This is a genomic window from Ruegeria sp. BHSA162 (assembly GCF_059613385.1).
Map to the genome: position 1 here is coordinate 1 of NZ_JBXWSK010000071.1, position 17,020 is coordinate 17,020.

General features: G+C 62.1%; 18 protein-coding genes. 13 read left to right on the forward strand and 5 right to left on the reverse strand.

Features of this window, described 5'->3' with window-relative positions:
* Together AC2FM5_RS15780 and AC2FM5_RS15785 are read left to right on the forward strand one after the other, a co-directional pair.
* A partial coding sequence (locus tag AC2FM5_RS15780) for an aminomethyl transferase family protein (protein ID WP_496736704.1) occupies positions 1-815 on the forward strand: 815 nt, incomplete at its 5' end.
* Between the two features lie 90 nt (positions 816-905).
* Positions 906-1,877 carry a LysR family transcriptional regulator gene (locus AC2FM5_RS15785; RefSeq protein WP_496736706.1) on the forward strand — a complete coding sequence of 324 codons (972 nt, stop codon included), beginning with the start codon at positions 906-908 and terminating at the stop codon, positions 1,875-1,877.
* Between the two features lie 14 nt (positions 1,878-1,891).
* Here the strand turns inward: AC2FM5_RS15785 and AC2FM5_RS15790 are convergent, their stop codons facing one another.
* Positions 1,892-2,917, reverse strand: a complete 1,026-nt coding sequence (locus AC2FM5_RS15790; protein WP_170420140.1) for a LacI family DNA-binding transcriptional regulator — start codon at positions 2,915-2,917, stop codon at positions 1,892-1,894.
* A 135-nt stretch (positions 2,918-3,052) separates the two neighbouring features.
* Here AC2FM5_RS15790 and AC2FM5_RS15795 point away from each other — a divergent pair, with 135 nt between their 5' ends.
* The 11 genes from AC2FM5_RS15795 (at position 3,053) to AC2FM5_RS15845 (ending at position 12,059) form a co-directional block, all read left to right on the forward strand.
* Positions 3,053-3,235, forward strand: coding sequence for a hypothetical protein (locus tag AC2FM5_RS15795; RefSeq protein WP_496736708.1), 183 nt, complete (start codon positions 3,053-3,055; stop codon positions 3,233-3,235).
* 24 nt (positions 3,236-3,259) lie between these two features.
* On the forward strand, positions 3,260-4,405 hold the full coding sequence (locus tag AC2FM5_RS15800; RefSeq protein ID WP_170356993.1) for a TRAP transporter substrate-binding protein: 1,146 nt from the start codon (positions 3,260-3,262) through the stop codon (positions 4,403-4,405).
* A 98-nt stretch (positions 4,406-4,503) separates the two neighbouring features.
* Positions 4,504-5,016 (forward strand): TRAP transporter small permease, encoded by a 513-nt coding sequence (locus tag AC2FM5_RS15805; protein ID WP_093964490.1) that lies wholly within the window; start codon positions 4,504-4,506, stop codon positions 5,014-5,016.
* Positions 5,017-5,027: 11 nt separating this feature from the next.
* Positions 5,028-6,356: a TRAP transporter large permease gene (locus tag AC2FM5_RS15810; RefSeq protein ID WP_170340241.1), complete on the forward strand. Its 1,329-nt coding sequence runs from the start codon at positions 5,028-5,030 to the stop codon at positions 6,354-6,356.
* A gap of 12 nt (positions 6,357-6,368) precedes the next feature.
* Complete coding sequence (gene hisD, locus AC2FM5_RS15815; RefSeq protein ID WP_496736711.1) at positions 6,369-7,676, forward strand: histidinol dehydrogenase; 1,308 nt, start codon at positions 6,369-6,371, stop codon at positions 7,674-7,676.
* Entirely contained in the window at positions 7,669-8,430 is a 762-nt protein-coding gene (locus AC2FM5_RS15820) for an SDR family NAD(P)-dependent oxidoreductase (RefSeq protein ID WP_496736713.1), read from the forward strand. The genes hisD and AC2FM5_RS15820 overlap by 8 nt, the downstream gene beginning before the upstream one ends.
* Positions 8,427-9,407 carry a zinc-dependent alcohol dehydrogenase gene (locus AC2FM5_RS15825; protein ID WP_170356997.1) on the forward strand — a complete coding sequence of 327 codons (981 nt, stop codon included), beginning with the start codon at positions 8,427-8,429 and terminating at the stop codon, positions 9,405-9,407. The genes AC2FM5_RS15820 and AC2FM5_RS15825 overlap by 4 nt, the downstream gene beginning before the upstream one ends.
* Before the next feature lie 22 nt (positions 9,408-9,429).
* Entirely contained in the window at positions 9,430-9,840 is a 411-nt protein-coding gene (locus tag AC2FM5_RS15830) for a universal stress protein (RefSeq protein WP_170441386.1), read from the forward strand.
* A gap of 49 nt (positions 9,841-9,889) precedes the next feature.
* Positions 9,890-10,396 carry a sulfopyruvate decarboxylase subunit alpha gene (gene comD / locus AC2FM5_RS15835; RefSeq protein WP_496736715.1) on the forward strand — a complete coding sequence of 169 codons (507 nt, stop codon included), beginning with the start codon at positions 9,890-9,892 and terminating at the stop codon, positions 10,394-10,396.
* Positions 10,393-10,947 carry a sulfopyruvate decarboxylase subunit beta gene (gene comE / locus AC2FM5_RS15840; RefSeq protein ID WP_496736717.1) on the forward strand — a complete coding sequence of 185 codons (555 nt, stop codon included), beginning with the start codon at positions 10,393-10,395 and terminating at the stop codon, positions 10,945-10,947. Before comD ends, comE begins: the two co-directional genes overlap by 4 nt.
* Entirely contained in the window at positions 10,947-12,059 is a 1,113-nt protein-coding gene (locus AC2FM5_RS15845; protein WP_496736719.1) for an alpha-hydroxy acid oxidase, read from the forward strand. The genes comE and AC2FM5_RS15845 overlap by 1 nt, the downstream gene beginning before the upstream one ends.
* On the opposite strand, the gene AC2FM5_RS15850 is transcribed toward AC2FM5_RS15845, so the two are convergent.
* Genes AC2FM5_RS15850 through AC2FM5_RS15865 form a run of 4 tightly spaced genes read right to left on the reverse strand, consistent with a single transcriptional unit; the run spans position 12,056 to position 16,718 of the window.
* Positions 12,056-13,297, reverse strand: coding sequence for a membrane dipeptidase (locus tag AC2FM5_RS15850; protein ID WP_496736721.1), 1,242 nt, complete (start codon positions 13,295-13,297; stop codon positions 12,056-12,058). The genes AC2FM5_RS15845 and AC2FM5_RS15850 overlap by 4 nt on opposite strands.
* Positions 13,298-13,349: 52 nt before the next feature.
* Entirely contained in the window at positions 13,350-14,531 is a 1,182-nt protein-coding gene (locus tag AC2FM5_RS15855) for a carbohydrate porin (RefSeq protein ID WP_170390793.1), read from the reverse strand.
* Complete coding sequence (locus tag AC2FM5_RS15860; RefSeq protein ID WP_244952312.1) at positions 14,528-15,334, reverse strand: DUF3299 domain-containing protein; 807 nt, start codon at positions 15,332-15,334, stop codon at positions 14,528-14,530. The genes AC2FM5_RS15855 and AC2FM5_RS15860 overlap by 4 nt, the downstream gene beginning before the upstream one ends.
* Positions 15,335-15,338: 4 nt before the next feature.
* Positions 15,339-16,718: an amidohydrolase family protein gene (locus tag AC2FM5_RS15865; protein WP_496736724.1), complete on the reverse strand. Its 1,380-nt coding sequence runs from the start codon at positions 16,716-16,718 to the stop codon at positions 15,339-15,341.
* Positions 16,719-17,020 lie beyond the last annotated feature (302 nt).

Genomic DNA, 17,020 nt, shown 5'->3' on the forward strand with positions numbered 1-17,020 from the left:
ACCGGGGGCCGGATCGGGTTTGGTACGGCTCGGCCGCAGCGGCCGAACTGCATGACATGGATTGGCTGTCCCGGCACATCGCCCCCGACGAGGACGTGCAGTTGCGTAGCCTGACCAACGACCAGACCATCCTGGTTCTGGCCGGGCCACGGGCGCGTGACGTGCTGTCGGCCTGTTCGCGCGGGGATTGGTCGCGGGACGCCTTCCCGTGGCTCAGCGTGCGCGAGTGCTTTGTCGGCATCGCGCCCGCCACCGTGATGGGCGTCAGTTTCTCGGGCGAACTGGCCTATGAGATCCATGTGCCCAACGCCTCGCTTTATGCGGCCTATCTTGCGCTGCGACAGGCCGGACAGGCCTTTGGCCTACAATTGTTCGGCGCGCGGGCGATCGAGTCGATGCGGATGGAGAAGACCTTCCTGCATTGGAAGGCCGACCTGATCACCGAATATGACCCGTTCGAAACTGGGTTGGGCCGCTTTGTTAGGCTGGACAAGCCGGAGTTCATCGGGCGCGCGGCGCTGATCGAACGGCAAGCCAATGGGCCGTCGCGCAAGCTGGTTGCCCTGCAAGTGCAGGCCACGCACGCGCCCGCGCAACCCGGTGCGTCGCTGATGGTCGGGGATCGGGTGGTGGGAACGGTGACCTCAGGCGACTGGGGGCATCGCACCGGGCTGAACCTGGCGCATGCCTTTGTCGAGCCGCACCTGTCAGCCGAGGGCAGCGAGATGATGCTGGACCTGTGTGGTGACAGGGTTCCGGCGCGGGTGATCCCTGCCTGCCCCTACGATCCCGAGTTCACCCGCATGCGCAGCTAATGGGTGTGACCAACATTCACCATTGCCCGAAAGCAAAAACTCTGTTTCGCTAGTTTCGATGAAATCGAAATTGCGGGAGGGTTTTGCCCCGTGTCCAAAACACTGAGCCTGCGCTGGTTGGAAGTGTTCCGCCTGATCGCCAAGTCCGGTTCGATTCAGCGGGTGGCCTCGGAAACGGGTTTGTCGATCAGCACCGTTTCCAACCATCTTCGCAGCCTGGAAGACGCCCTTGGCATCGCACTTGTGGATCACGGCCGTCGTCCGATGAGCCTGACACCGGCTGGCGAGGTATTTTCGCGCTATGTACGCGATGGCCTGACCGTGTTGAAGCGGGGCGAGGCCGAGATCCGGTCTGGCAACTGGCGCCACGCCACCGATCTGCGGCTGGCCCTGGTGGATGATTTCGACAACCAGATCGCGCCTGAACTGATCCGGTTTCTGGCCCATGCGCTGCCGCGCTGCAATTTCCGGCATTTCACGCGGCCCAGCCACGAGATCATCGAGAAATTGCAGGAGCACAAGCTGGACGCGGGCGTGGCGACCCGACCGCCGGGCGGCACACAGGGCCTGGTCGAATACCCTTTGATGCGGGATCCGTTCATCGTGATCGTGCCCGAAAAGTTCAAGGGCGAGGTGCAGGATCTGTTCTCGCCCCATTCCGACCTGCCGCTGCTGCGGTATTCGCGAGACTACACGATCGGCAAGCAGATTGAGATCCAGCTGACGCGCAACAAGTACAACCTGCCCAACCGGTTCGAGCTGGAATGCAACCAGTCGATCATGGGGTTGGTGGCCGAAGGCAGCGGATGGGCGATCACCACGGCCGGGTGTTTCCATCGGGCGCATCGCTATCATGACTCGGTTCGGGCAACGCCTTTTCCGGGTCGGAACTTTGTCAGGATCGTTTCTCTGTTCACGACCGAGGTCTATCCGGACACCACTTCAAAACTGATCCACAAGGCCCTAAGCAGCTTGATCCGGCAGTATTTTACCGAACCGATGTGCAAGCGGCATTTGTGGCTGAAGGGTGATTTCCGGACGATGGAAGATCGGGCCGCCTGACCTAGGCACACGGATCACCCCGAGTTGGCAGGACCCAAGGACTGTCGTTCGACGATATGCGTGAACAAGTGTTCACCGGCCGCCGGGGCCCTTTTTTCTACCATTTCGATCAATGCCTTGGCGGCTTTTCTACCCATTTCCCGATGCGGCACGTGCACGGTCGTCAGCGCCGGGCGCAGGATCCGGGCCAGTTCGATGTCATCGAACCCGGTGATCGAGACATCCTGCGGCACTTTCAGCCCCATGTCCTGAGCCCTGAGCAAAGCGCCGGCGGCCAACACATCGTTGCCGCACATGACAGCCGTCGGCGGCGCGTCCTGCGACATGAGACGCGCGAAGGCTTCTGCGCCGTTTTCGATCTCGTACGGAGTCTCGATGACCTGAAGCATCTGCGGGTCAAGCCCGTGCTGCCGAACAGCGTCGCGCACCCCGTCCAATCGAAGGCGCGCGCGGTCGTTGCCGTGGGTGATGCCCGATATCACCGCAAGCCGTCTGTGCCCGAGGTCGATGACCCTTTTCGCCAACTCGTACATGGCCGCCCGGTTGTCGAAACCGATGGAGGGCAAACGCCCGTCCGGGGAAAATGACCACGCGACCAGCGCCGGAATTTCCCGGTGCTCAAGAAATTCGTAGATGCGCGACGCCCGGTCGTGTCCGATCAGCAGCAGGCCATCGGCGCCGCGGGCAACCAAAGTACGGATCTGCTCTTCTTCGGTGGCCGGTTTGTAGGCCGAACTGGATACCAGCAGCGTATATCCATGTTGGTGCAGCTCTTCCTGAAAGGCCTGCAAGCCGCGCGCAAAGATGGCGTTCTCCATCGTCGGGATGATCGCGCCGATGGTAAACGTGCGTTTGGCCGCCATGACCCGAGCCGCGAAATTCGGTGTATAGCCCAGCGCCTCGATCGCCGACTGCACGCGTTTGCGGGTCGCTTCGACAACCCGATCCGGCGTGTTGAGGCAACGCGAAACCGTAGCCGTGGAAACGCCCGCCTTTCTGGCAACGTCATCCAGTGTCGGGGCGGGCTTCAGCTTCGACATTTCCAAACCTAATCTTTGCTCTGTCCAATTCTAACCGGATCGGATTGGCAATGAAAGTTGAAATGTAAGCGCTTGCATTTTCCATGTAAGCGCTTACAAATGGCCTCAGTGCCGATTCTAGCCGGAGTCCCGAACATGTTTCTTGCCGCATCCGCCATCGTCTTCGTCGTCTATTTCACGAACGTGGCGCTGGGTGCGTTTGCAGGCCGCGCTTTTCTTGGGGATGTGGGCGAGATGCTGGTTCTGTTCGCGGCGTCGATCCTGTTCGTTGTCGCAATTCTGAAAAAAGAGGCCGAACGTGAGGAGAACGGCGGCTGAATTTTTCCAATGGGAGGGCAATCAATGAACAAAGATCAAATGGAACTGGCGTCAGCTGAACGCCGCAATTTCCTCAAACTCAGTGCCAGTGGCGCGTTCACGGCCGCACTGGTGGCGGGCGCAAGCGGCGTGTTGTGGTCATCCGAGGCCGCGGCGCAGACCGCTAAGGAAGAAAAGGAACGCGAACAAGCTGCCGAGCATGTGATGACGGTGGCCACGGCCTATGTGCTGGGCGCCTCGCGCAGCTATCCGATCATGCAGCTGGACCTGAAGGAGAACATACAGAACGCAACCAACGGCAAGGTCTATGTCAAGCTGGCCCCGGGCGGGCAACTGGGCGCGGGCGGCGCGTTGGTGCAGAAGGTGCAGGGTGGAACCATCCAGGCCGCGCAGCATTCGCTGTCGAACTTCGCACCCTTCGCTTCGACCGTGGACCTGATCAACATGCCGTATCTGTGCGGCTCGAACCAGCGGTTCACCAACCTGGTGCATTCCGACACCTGGAAGAACGAAGTGCACCCCAAGGTCGAGGCCGCTGGCTTCAAGGCGCTGTTCTATGTCGTGATCGACCCGCGCGTCGTGGCCGTGCGCCAAGGAGGAAATGCCATCATCACCCCCTCGGACATGAGCGGCGTGAAATTCCGCGTCCCCGGGTCCAAGATGCTGCAGCAATACTACCGCATGGTCGGTGCCAACCCGACGCCCGTTGCCTGGGGTGAGACCCCCTCGGCCATCAAGCAGGGCGTGGCGGATGCGCTCGACCCGTCGGTCGGCGCGCTCTATGTGTTTGGCTTCAAGGACATTCTGTCTCACGTCACCTTCACCCAGGCGGTGCCGGACAGCCAGGTCTATTCCTGCAACCTGGAATGGTTCAACTCGATGCCGGCCGACGTGCAAGAGGGCATCATGTGGGGCTCGGAGATGACCAGCCACCAGAACCTGGCCAAGGTACCCTCGGCCCGCGCCCATGCCATGGCCGAGTTGAACAAGGCCGGAGTCGAGTTCCACTCGTTGACCGACGACCAACTGGCCGAGTGGCAAGAGACCGGCGGTTATCAGCGCTCGGAGTGGGACCCCTTCAAGACCGAGTTGGCCGGGTCGATGGACGCCTTCGAAAAGCTGGTCGAAGCGGCCGGAACCCAAGGCAAATACTACGTCCACGACGCCTGATGCGGATCGGGCGGGCGCCGGACGTGTGCCCGCCTTTTCGCCAGACCTGCAGGGCCTGAGCTTTCAGGCCCATCCCCCCAGCCTTGCCGAGGGAAGCGATGTCCTTACTCAAAACCATAGACCGCAACGCCGAACGCTGGCTGCTGCTGGTATTTTACGTGATGCTGGTCATCACGATGGCAATCGAGGTGCTGCGGCGCGAGATCTTCGCCTATTCCTCGATCTGGGGCGAGGAGATCGTCCGCTATTCCTTCATCTATCTGGCCTGGATCGGCGCGGCGGCGGCGGTCAAGGAACGCGCCCATATCCGGATCGACGTGATCATGCATTACCTCGGGCCGCGGCCCAAGGCGGTGCTGTATATCTTTGGTGATCTGGTGATGTTCGCGGTGGCGGTGATCGCGCTCTACTGGTCCTACGAGGCGGTGCATGTCTCGGCCAAGTTCGGGTCGGTCACTGACGGGCTGCGGGTGTCGAAGGTGTGGTTCCTGATGGCGGTGCCTACGGGCTTTGCTCTGATGATCTGGCGCCTGATCCAATCGTTGATGAACGATATCAAAAGTCTTCGTGACGGCACGCCCGTTTTCGAAGGCGACAAGCTGTTTGACTGAGGAGAAACCGGATGCTTTGGAGTTCTCTCAATCAAACGGTCGAACTGGGCTGGGATTTCTACCTGCCCGTGATCCTGTTCGTCGGCCTGATCGCGCTGGCGGTTCCAGTCTGGGCCGCGATCGGCTCGGCTGCGATCGTGATGCTGATCATGTCGGGCGACCTGCCGCTGAGCCTTGTCGGCGAAAGCCTGTTCACCGGCATCGATGCCTTTGCCCTGACTGCGGTGCCGCTGTTCATCCTGACCGGTGACGTGCTGGTGCGCACCGGGCTGTCGCGCAAGTTTCTGGACGTGGCCGAGGCGCTGACCTGTTTCGCCAAGGGTGGGTTCGGCTCGGCCACGGTTCTGGTTTGCGGCATGTTCGCGGCCATTTCCGGGTCTGACGCGGCAGGCGCGGCGGCGGTGGGTCGGATGACGATCAACCGACTGGTCGAAAGCGGCTATCCGCGCCCCTATGCCTGTGCGCTGGTGGCGGCGGGGGCCTGTACCGGCATTCTGATTCCGCCCTCGATTGCCTATATCATCATCGGGCTCGTGCTGGGCATCTCGGCCTCGACCCTGTTTCTGGCCGCTCTGATCCCGGGGCTGGCGATCCTGATCTCGATCCTCGTGACCAACATCATCATGAACCGCCTCTACGCCTATGAGGGCGGCGGGATGATGACCATGGGCGAATGGCTGGCCAACCTGGGCAAGGCGCTGAAGTCGGGCTGGTACGCCTTCATCGTGCCGGGCATCATCTTCTATGGCATCTTTTCGGGTCGCCTGACCCCGACCGAGGCTGGCGCGACCGCCGTCGTCGTCACCATCATCATGGGGTTCATCCTGCGCACGCTGACGCTGGCGGACTTCCCGTCGATGCTGGTCAGCTCGGCCAAGGTGAACGGGGTTATCCTGCCGATCATCGCCTTCTCGGCCCCGCTGGCCGAGGCGCTGGCGATCATGGGCGTGCCGCAGGGCTTCGTGGCCTCGGTGACCTCGCTGACCGAGGATCCGTTCCTGCTGATCCTGCTGATGATCGGCATTCTGATCGCGGCCGGTTGCGTCATGGAGACGACACCGAATATCGTCATCCTAGCCCCGATCCTGAAACCGCTGGCGGACAATATCGGCATGAACGAGATCCAGTTCTGCATCATGATGATCACCGCCTTGGGGGTGGGCTTCATTACGCCGCCACTGGGGCTGAACCTGTTCGTGGTGTCGGGGATCACGGGTGAATCCATCCTCAAGATCGCGGCCCGCGCCGTGCCCTTCGTGCTGACCATGCTGATCGTCGTCATCCTGATCGCCTACGTTCCGGCGCTGTCGACCACTTTGCTTCCTGAAATCTACCAATAGGATCTTCTGAATATGTCGCGTGAATACCTCAAGAAGGCCACCCTGACCGCACAATCCCACGCGTCCGAGGTGCATGACACGGTCAAGACCATTCTGGCCGACATCGAGGCCGGCGGCGACGCCAAGGCGATGGAATACGCGGCCAAGTTCGACAAGTTCGAGGGCAACGTACTGATGACCCCCGCGGAAATCGACGCCGCCTGCGCCTGGGTGCCGGAAAAGCTCAAGGCCGACATCCGCTTTGCCCAAGACAACGTGCGCCGCTTTGCCGAGGCGCAGAAGGCCACCGTGTCGGATGTGCAGCTGGAAATCGTGCCGGGCTTCATCGCGGGGCAGAAGGCCATCCCGGTCGATGCGGCGGGCTGCTATGTGCCCGGCGGGCGGTATAGCCACATCGCCAGCGCCATCATGACCGTGACCACCGCCAAAGTGGCGGGGTGCCGTCACATCACCGCCTGTTCGCCGCCCCGCCCGGGCGAGGGCGTGGCCCCGGCGATCGTCTACGCCGCCCATATCAGCGGCGCTGACAGCATCCTGGCCATGGGGGGCGTGCAAGGCGTGGCCGCCATGACCTATGGCTTGTTCGGGCTGCCGCGCGCCAACATCCTTGTGGGGCCGGGCAACCAGTTCGTGGCCGAGGCCAAGCGCATTCTGTACGGCAAGGTCGGCATCGACATGATCGCGGGTCCGACCGATAGCCTGATCCTGGCGGATGCCACGGCCGACCCCTTCGTCGTGGCCACCGACCTGGTGAGTCAGGCCGAGCATGGCTACAACTCGCCCGTCTGGCTGGTGACCGATGACCGCGATCTGGCGACCCGGGTGATGGAGATGGTCCCGACCCTGATCGCCGATCTGCCCGAGCTGAACCGCGACAACGCCGCCGCCGCCTGGCGCGACTATGCCGAGGTGATCCTGTGCGCGGACCGCGAAGAAATGGCCGCGTGTTCCGACGACTACGCCCCCGAGCACCTAACCGTGCAGGCCGCGGATCTGGATTGGTGGCTGGATCGGCTGACCTGTTATGGATCGTTGTTCCTGGGCGAAGAAACGACCGTGTCCTATGGCGACAAGGCCACCGGAACGAACCACGTCCTGCCCACCTCGGGCGCGGCCAGCTATACCGGCGGGTTGAGCGTGCACAAATACATGAAGATCGTCACCTGGCAGCGGGCCACGCGCGAGGGTTCGAAACCCATCGCCGAGGCGACCGCGCGGATTTCGCGGCTGGAAGGGATGGAGGGCCACGCCCGCGCGGCCGATGTGCGTCTGGCCAAGTATTTCCCGTACGAAAACTTTGACCTGACCGCAGATGAATGACCCCCGCGACCTGTTCGATCTGACCGGCCGGGTGGCCTGCGTCACGGGCGCCAGTTCTGGGCTGGGCCGGCGTGTTGCGCAGGTGCTGGCGGCTGCGGGCGCGCGAGTGGTGGGCGTTGCCCGCCGGGCCGAGGCACTGGCCGAGTTGCAGGCCGAGATCGGTGCAAGCGCTGCGGTGGTCGCAGGTGACGTGGCCGACCGGGACGGCCTGCCAACGCTGGTCAAACAAATCTCGGCCCCGTTCGGCGCGCCGGATATCGTGGTTCATGCCGCCGGGGTGAACACGCGACAGGCCGCCGATGACGTCACGCCCGAAGGCTGGGATGCGACGCTGGGCCTGAACCTCGGTGCGCCGTTCTTCCTCAGCCAGGCCATGGTGCCTGCGATGAAGGCGCGTGGCTGGGGCCGGATCGTGAATTTCGCCTCGCTGCAGACGACGCGGGCCTTTCCCGGCGGGATCGCCTATGGGGCCAGCAAGGGCGGGATCGCACAGCTGACCCGCGCCATGGCCGAGGCCTGGTCGTCCCACGGGATCACCGCCAACGCCATCGGCCCAGGCTTCTTTCCGACCGAGCTGACACAGGCGGTGTTCGATGACCCCGCCCGCGCTGCCCGCAACGCGGCGCAGACATGCATCGGTCGCAATGGCCGTATGGAAGACATCGACGGGCCGATCCTTTTTCTGTGCTCGCAGGCATCCGACTATGTCACCGGGCAGATCCTGATGGTTGACGGGGGGTTCACGGCGAAATGAAAGCTCTGGTTTATGAAGGTGTCGAACAGCTGGTCTATCGCGACGTACCGGACGCCGCGCCGCAACCGGGCGAGCACCTGATCCGGGTCGAGGCCGCTGGGATCTGCGGGTCCGACATGCATGCCTACTTGGGCCATGATGCGCGCCGCCCGGCGCCCTTGATCCTGGGTCACGAGGCGGCGGGCACAGTGATCGGCGGCCCCAAAGACGGAACGCGGGTCACGATCAATCCGCTTGTAAATTGTGGGCAGTGCCCGGCCTGCCAAGCGGGGCGGGAAAACCTGTGCCCCGACCGTCAGATCATCTCGATGCCCCCGCGTGAAGGCGCCTTTGCTCAATATGTTTCGATGCCCTGGGATAATCTGGTCGAGGTGCCGGATCACGTGCCCTTCGCCAAAGCCGCCTTGGCCGAGCCGCTGGCCGTCAGCTGGCATGCCGCGCGCCTTGCGCTCGAGGCGCTGCACCCGGCGATGGAGCGTCGTGCGCTGGTGATCGGGGGTGGGGCGATTGGCCTTGCGGCGGCGCTGGCGCTGCGGGCGATGGATGTCGTGGATGTGACCATCGTCGAACCCAACGACCTGCGGCGTAAGTTCCTGCAAAGGCTGGATTGCGCCAAGGTCGCACCCGAAGCGCAAGGCGAATTTCCGATCGTGGTCGACGCCGTGGGTTTTGCCGCCACCCGTGCGGTTGCCTCGGAACGGGCCCAACCCGGCGGAGTGATCGCGCATGTGGGCCTGGGCGAGGACGCCGGCGGGCTGGACGTGCGACGCATGACCCTGCAAGAGATCACCTTCATCGGAACCTACACCTATACCGCGCAGGATTTCCGTCAGACCGCGCAGGCCATCTTTGACGGCGCTCTGGGCCCTCTGGACTGGATCGAAGAACGCGATCTGGCCGATGGCGCCCGGGCCTTTGCCCAGTTACGCTCGGGTGAGGTCGCGGTTCCGAAAATCGTGCTGTCCCCGTGGGCCTGACCGCCCGGAACTGGAGGTAACCATGTATAAGAAAATTCTTGTCCCCATGGCGCTTGACCACGGCATTTCGCCACAAACGCTCGAGATTGCCCGCGCCTTGGGCGGCGGATCCGCCGAGATCGTGGCGCTGCATGTCTATGAGATGCCGCAGGGCTCGGTCAGCGTCTATCTGGACAAAGATGCCGTGGCCGATGGCTTTGCCCGCGCCCGCGAAGTCCTGATGAACAAGCTGGAAGGCATTACGGGCGTAAAGCCCGAACTGGTCAAAGGCCACACCGCGCGCACGATCATCGACTATGCCAACGACCACGGGTTCGATTGCGTCGTCATCGGCTCGCACCGTCCCGGACTGACCGATTATTTCCTTGGCTCCACCGCGTCGCGCGTGGTGCGGCATGCAAAATGTGCCGTCCACGTCCACCGCAGGGCCTGACCCGTCCATCGCGCCCTCGGCGCCCCAACCCAGGAACAGAAGTTTCGACATGAACATAGACAAGAAGATCACCGAAGATCTGGTGGCCAACGACATCTCGTTCGTCACCACGGTGCCGTGCAAGCAATTGGCCGGCGTCATCGCCGAGATCGACGCCCACGACTCCATCTACCACATCCCCTCGAACAAAGAGGACGAAGGCATGGGCCTGTGCGCCGGGGCCTGGATGGGCGGCAAGCGCCCCGCGATCATCATGCAGAACACCGCGATCGGGGTCACGATCAACACGCTGGCGACGCTGATTCAGTATTACCGGATGCCGCTGCCAATGCTGATCTCGTACCGGGGCGAACTGCGCGAGCCCATCGCCTGCCAGGTCGAGATGGCCGCTCACACCAAGGCCCTGCTGGCGCAGATGCACATCCCGACCTACCATTTCCACCATCAGGAAGACGTGGCCGAACTGGACGCGATCCTGAAATACACCTTCATGTGCAACAAGCCCGTCGCGATCCTGACCGACGCCAATTTCTGGGGAGGCTATGGCGACCAATGATCCGTTCTGAAACCCTGAAGGAAATCGCCCCGATCCTGCGTGACCAACTGGTCGTGTGCAATATCGGCATCCCCAGCCAGGAACTGCATGCCATCGACGATCAGCCCACCAATTTCTACATGCTGGGCACGATGGGCCTGGCCTCGAGCATCGGTCTGGGGCTGGCGCTGTCCCAGCCGAAACCGGTGATCGTCATCGACGGCGACGGCTCGATCCTGACCAATCTGGGGACGCTGCCGACCATCGCCAACAACGTGGCCGACAACTACATCCTGCTGATCATCGACAACGGCTCGTACGGCTCGACCGGAGATCAGCCGACCTATGCGGGGCAGAAGACCTCGCTGGCCAAGATGGCCGAGGCGGCGGGCTGCGAGCGCGTGATCGAATGCCAGGCCGAAGAGACCGGCCGCGTGCTGCAAGAGGCGCTGGACGCCCGCCAGATGACCATCATCGTCAGCAAATGTGAAAGCGGCAACGCCAAGATGCCGCCGATCACGATGGACCCGGTCGTCATCCGCGACCGCTTCATGAAGGCCGTTCAGGCCTGATGGGCGCAAGCGCCATCCACAGCGCCGAAGATGCCCGCCGGTTGGCCCGGCGGCGTCTGCCGTGGATGGTGTTCGACTATATTGACGGGGCCGCCGGGTCCGAGGCTGGGACCCGGCGCACCCGCGCGGCGCTGGACGCCATGACCCTTCAGCCCCGGATCCTGCGCGATGTTAGTAGCCGGTCACTGGCAACCCGCGTATTCGGGCAACCAGCCGACAGGCCCTTCGGCATCGCGCCAATGGGCATGTGCAACCTGTCAGCTCCGGGCGCCGACCTGATGCTGGCGCGGCTGGCGGCGCAATACGGGGTGCCGCTGGGCGTTTCCACGGTGGCCTCGACACCGATGGAGGCGCTGATCGAAGAGGCCCGGGGCCATGCCTGGTTTCAGCTGTATTTCAGCGGCGATGGCAACGGCACGTTCAAGCTGGTCGATCGGGCAAGGGCCGCGGGCTACAAGACTCTGATCCTGACGGTTGACGTGCCCGAAGTCGGCCGCCGCCCGCGCGAACTGCGCCACGGCTTCCGTATGCCGTTCCGGGTCGGGCCGTGGCAGTTTCTGGATTTCGCGCTGCACCCGCGCTGGTCGATCTCGACCTTGCTGAAGGGCAAACCGCAGATGGCGAATTTCCTGATGGAGGGGTTCGCGTTCGACCGCACCGAAAGCCGTGCAATGGCCGATTGGGACACGCTGGCAAGGTTGCGCGACCGGTGGCCGGGCAAGCTGGTGGTCAAGGGCGTGCTGGACGTCGAAGACGCGGTTGCACTGAAGGCTGCCGGAGTCGATGCCATCCAGGTCTCGAGCCACGGCGCCCGCCAGTTGGAGAGCGCGCCCGCGCCGATCTCGGTCCTGCCGCAGATCCGCGCTGCGGTCGGCGACAACTATCCGCTGTTTTATGACAGTGGCCTGCGGTCCGGCGAAGATGCGCTCAAGGCGCTCATGGCTGGTGCCGATTTCCTGTTCTTCGGGCGGATCCTGCAATTCGCCGTCGCGGCGGGCGGCGAGGCCGGTTTGCACCGGTTGTGGGCGGTGCTGTCCGAGGAGATGGACATCGCCATGGCCCAGATCGGTGTCAGCACCTTGTCAGAGATTCAACGACCGGACGGGGACTAGCGCGAGTGGAACAGGTTCTGGAACTCCTGCCTCATCCGCAGGCGTTCAGGGTATTCCTGCAAGAACCGCTCGGGCGGCTTGCCCTCCCAGACCTGGGCATAGACGCGCATTTTGTTGCCGCCGTAGATTTTGGCGAGGTCCTCGTTTGAATAGCCCCGCGCCCATAGATCGTCGGTTATCGCGGCAAGGATCTTGGCCAATTCACCATTCCCGGTTGCACCTTTGTTGAACGCGTCAATCATGTAGCCACCGTCGTCATACATGCTGGCATTCGCAGTCGCGAACTGAACGACAAGTTCGGTTGAAAACATGTCGTCCGTCGCGATCCCGACATGGTCGACGCCGACAAGTTGGACATAATAGTCGATCATATCGGCGGCTTGTTTGGGTGAGATGTCTTCGGGCCATACCCCGTCCATCATCCATTCTGTGAATGTGGGCGAAATGTAACCTCCGGACTTGGCTGCCCGCAGCGCCTCGTCGTCCGGGATGGCTCGGTAACAGCCCTTGGTCGTGGCGTTGGGCTCATTCGCGTAGAGCCCCGCCGGAACCGAGTGGGTGTAGACATAGGGCACGCCGGGATAGTTCTCATCCATGTAGTCCATCGCGTCGTTGGCCGTTTTCGACCCGGTGTGGCTAAGGTCCAGCAGGATGCCAAAGCGCACCATCTCATCGATCACGGATTTGCCCCATGGGGTCAGACCGATGTCCCGTCCGTTGTAAGCTGCCAACTGCCCTGAACCGGTTCGGAAAATGTCGTTGTAGGCCAGGATCATGCTTTTGATGCCCATGTCCTTGAGCAGGGCCATCTTCTTGAGGTCGCCATCCAGAACCGTTGCCGTTTGGCTGTTCCAGATCACAGCCGTCTTGCCCTGAGCATGCGCGGCCTCGATATCGCGTGTTTCATTCACGATCAGATAACTCTCGGGCTGCTGCGCCATGGCGGCGCGGAAGTGATAGTGCTGTTCAAGCAACGTGTCGAACGACATGTCAGCGGCGGCCAATGTCATTTCATGGCCGGTGATGCCGTTGTCCCGGGCGCGTTGAAAATAGGTGTGCAGTTGTTCGTCTTCGGTCCAGCCGGTTCCGTAGGGGCTGGCCAGCATGCCCAGTACGATCGTGTCGTGCACGAACTGCCTGGCTTCCTCCGATGCGTCCCAGGTCTTGCTTTCTTCGCTGGCGTGAAGGGGGGTGGCGATTGCCAGGGCGGTTGCGGCCGCAGTCATCAGTGGCTTCATCGAGTGTCCTTCCATGGGTTGCATTGCCTCAAGTGGGCAGACCCGGCCAGCGTCAGAACACGAGCCTTGTCCGAAGGCCGAACAGGGCCACGTTGTCCTGGCCGGGGTTCAGCAGTGGGTTCGAGATGAACTGCACCGACGGCGTGATCTGCAGGCCGGGAGAAATCGAAAAACGGTAAAAAGCCTCGAGGGTGAACTGATCGCCGTCGATGCCACGGGCTTCGGCCCAGTTCAGCCCCAGCCCAGCCAGATCGGTGTTCCGGCCGTAGTACCCGATGCCGGCTGACAGGGACCGATCATACAGCGCCGCCGTTCCCTTTGCCGCGCCGGCGCGCAGGAACGGCATCCATTGATTGCCCACGAACCACGCGGCGGAGAAGGCCGCGCCGTAGTCTTCGGCCCGGCTGCCGTCATCGGCTGCATCCGCGTGCCAAAGTGTCAGATGGATGTTGTCGAAATAGATCCGATCAAAGCCCGACGTGTAGCCCAGTTCGAGCGATTTGAAGAGGTTGCCGTCGCTGAAAACGTCGAAGTTCGGATCGGACGGATCGGCGTTTGCGTCAGCGACACTGGCCACAGCATAGAAATTGCTACCCAGCCGCACGCCCCCGGCAAGACCCAGCCCGGGGTTGGGGGCGTTTATCGTCGGATTGGTGTTGAACGACAGGTTCTGGAAACCGCTATAGGGACTGACAAGGCCATAGATGTCGACGAAGTCGGTCACGTCGATCTGACCGAATTGCAGCGTCCACGACCCGTCCGCGGCCCGCTGCGACCAGAACAGGTTGGTCAGCAGCAAACCCGTGTCGTTGAAGGCGGTTCCTGTGATCGAAAGCGCGCCTCCGTCCAAGCCCAGAAACTGCGGTGCGACATCGGTATAGCTGTGCCGGTGTTCGACCTTGAAGGTCAACGAACCCTGTTCGGTTGCCTGCCAGCTGCCATAGAAACGGGCAATTCCGCTGGCGGCTTCACCGGCGCCCAGGTCGGCATCCGTCGTTTGCCCAAGGGCCAGATAGTCAATGTTGAAACGGAACCCGTCTTCGGCCAGACGATCCTTCCAGGCAAACCATCCAGGCGCGATATTGCGCGGAAAATCCGACCGGAATTGCGGATCGGTCAAGCCGTCTCCGGGCTCAAGCTCGGCATTCACCGACGAGGGACCTGACAATCCCTGAGCGACCGCACCCGAAGCCCAGACAAGGGCCGCCAGCACCAGCGCAATCCGCCGGATCATTCCGAGGCCGCCTGACCACCGGTTTTGCGCCGCCCCGCGGCCCGAAGAAGATCTGTCGCGTCCTCGCTCCACTCCAGCCCGTCGGTGCGGTTCTGGAGCGTCTCGACCTTGTCTGCCTCCAATTGGAACGTGGCGCGCATCGGCATCAGCCCGTCGACCACGACCATCTGGTGATCGGTCGGCGAAATCGTCAGACGTCCCGTCAGGCGGACGGGTTCGTGGACATAGCTGGGAACCCAGTCGGCATCCAGCATCACACGGATCATCTGGTTCGGCGGCGGCGGCGGCATATGACTGCACATGCCCCGTTCGGGCACCAGATAGACAACGGATCGCCCGTCCGCGTCCGCAGGAGCCGGAATGGCGAAACCGGACAGCGTGACCTCTTGCCCGTCATACAAGGGGTTGCCAAGCGTGGCTGCTTTTTCCCTGCGTTCGGTCACGACCTGGCGTTGACCCAGCAGCCAGTCCACGTCGACACCGCCCGCGGCTAGCGCATCCTCGGTCTCGTGCAGAAGCTCCTGCCACTTCTGGCGGTCCTCGTCCGTGCCGACATCCTGCTGCAGCCGGCCACGCAGCCGAACGACGAACAGGACGTCGTCGAACTGTTCGGGGCTCAGGTCGCGATAGGGGTCCTCAAAGGTCTGGACGGTCGGATCGGGCAGATCGTCCCAACCAACCGAGAGGCCGGCCCAAGTGGGCGCGCCCGTACCCAAGCTGAGCGTCGCCGCAATCAGCAGAGTTCGGACGGAGTTCAGAAAGGCGGGCTTGTCATGGCGGTCCCGACCGCGAATCCTCATCATGGCCCTAGTTGAGCGTATTTTTGTAGATCACGCCATCCTTCATGATCAGGCGGATGGTCTCGGGGCTGTCAGGCCGCGGGTCCGCACCGAACCACTGATCGCCTGTACCCACGACCGAGAAATCTTCGAGCGGGTTGCCGTCGATCAGCAGAATGTCCGCATAAGCGCCTTCCTCGATCACTCCAAGCTTACCGGCGGTGTAGGGATTGGTGAAATCGCCGGACAACTGGGCAATCTCGCCTCCGATCGAGGTCAGTGTGACCATTGATTGATAGGGACCGAAGAATTCGTTGTTCAGGTGTTTTTCATACGCGATCTGGATGTTGCAGGCCTCGACTGTGCCCACGCAATCTGTCTGGAACCCGCGCTTGACCGGGCATTCCTTCATGTTCGGGATGTAGTTCTCGAACGTCGCCGAAGCCGAGATTGCCTTGGCAAGGCTCGATGGTTGGTTCTTGACCGCCGGAATATCCAGAAGGCCGGGATCGAACGCTGTGAGATTGGTCGTGATATACGCGCCCATTTCGTTCATCTTTTCAGCGATTTCGCAGTCGAACGAAAATCCGTGTTCGATGGACATCACACCCGCTTCGAGCGCACCCAGAATTGCTTCCTTCCGATAGGAATGCGCCATGACATAGCTGCCATATTCATTCGCGACCTGCACGGCGGCCTTGATCTCCTCTGGCGATCCGGCCAGCAACTGCCAAGGGTCGAAGGCCGAAACGACACCGCCCGATTGCATGAATTTGAGCTGCGTCGCGCCCATCCGGAAGTTGTTGCGTCCGAATTTGTAAACGTCGTCAACGCCGCTGATTTCCTGTGCCATGTTCAGGCGGCTGAAATTGGTGTCCGTCCCCGGAGGTGCGGTGAAGTTGCCAAAGTCGGCGTGGCCTCCACGCGTGCTTAGAAAGGCTCCCGACGGATAATAGCGTGGCCCGGGAATCTGACCCGAGTCGATAGCCCGTCGAAGTCCACCATTGGCCCCGCCGGCATCCCTGACCGTCGTGAACCCCTGCATCAGATACATTTCGGCCATCCGCGTCGCATGGATTCCGAAATCCTCCCATGTCGAATTGGCTTCCATGGCGCTGAGACTTGGCCCCATCAACATGAGATGCGCGTGGTTCTCGATGAACCCGGGTGTCAGTGTGCGCCCCTCGCCTTCAATCACCGTGGCGTCTGGGGCGTTGATCGCTTCGGTCGAAACCGTTTTGATCAGGTTCCCTTCGACCAGCACACTGGCGTTTTCGATGCGTTGTTCGCTTGTGCCGTCGAAGACATGCACGTTGGTGAACAGTGTTTGAGCTGGTTTTTCATCCTGGGCCGCCGCCGGCCAAGCGAAACTGAGGGCACAGACCACTCCAAGGTATAGGCGTTTCATCACTGTTCCTCCCGCTTGTGCCTGTTTGGCTATCATTATCCTAGATTTGAATGTGATAGGGCCGGCGATCCAAAGTCAAACCTGCGGGGTTTATCATTGGAGGAGGGAACAGGCCGTTTGTCCGATCCGCTTGATGCAGATGAGTGGCATGAGGGCATTGGCGCTGTCGATGATAACCGCGACTGGCTCAGCGGGCGCGGCCCAAGGCCAAACTCGAGGATTTCAGGAAAGTGGTAGCGGAGGAGGGACTTGAACCCCCGACACGCGGATTATGATTCCGCTGCTCTAACCAACTGAGCTAC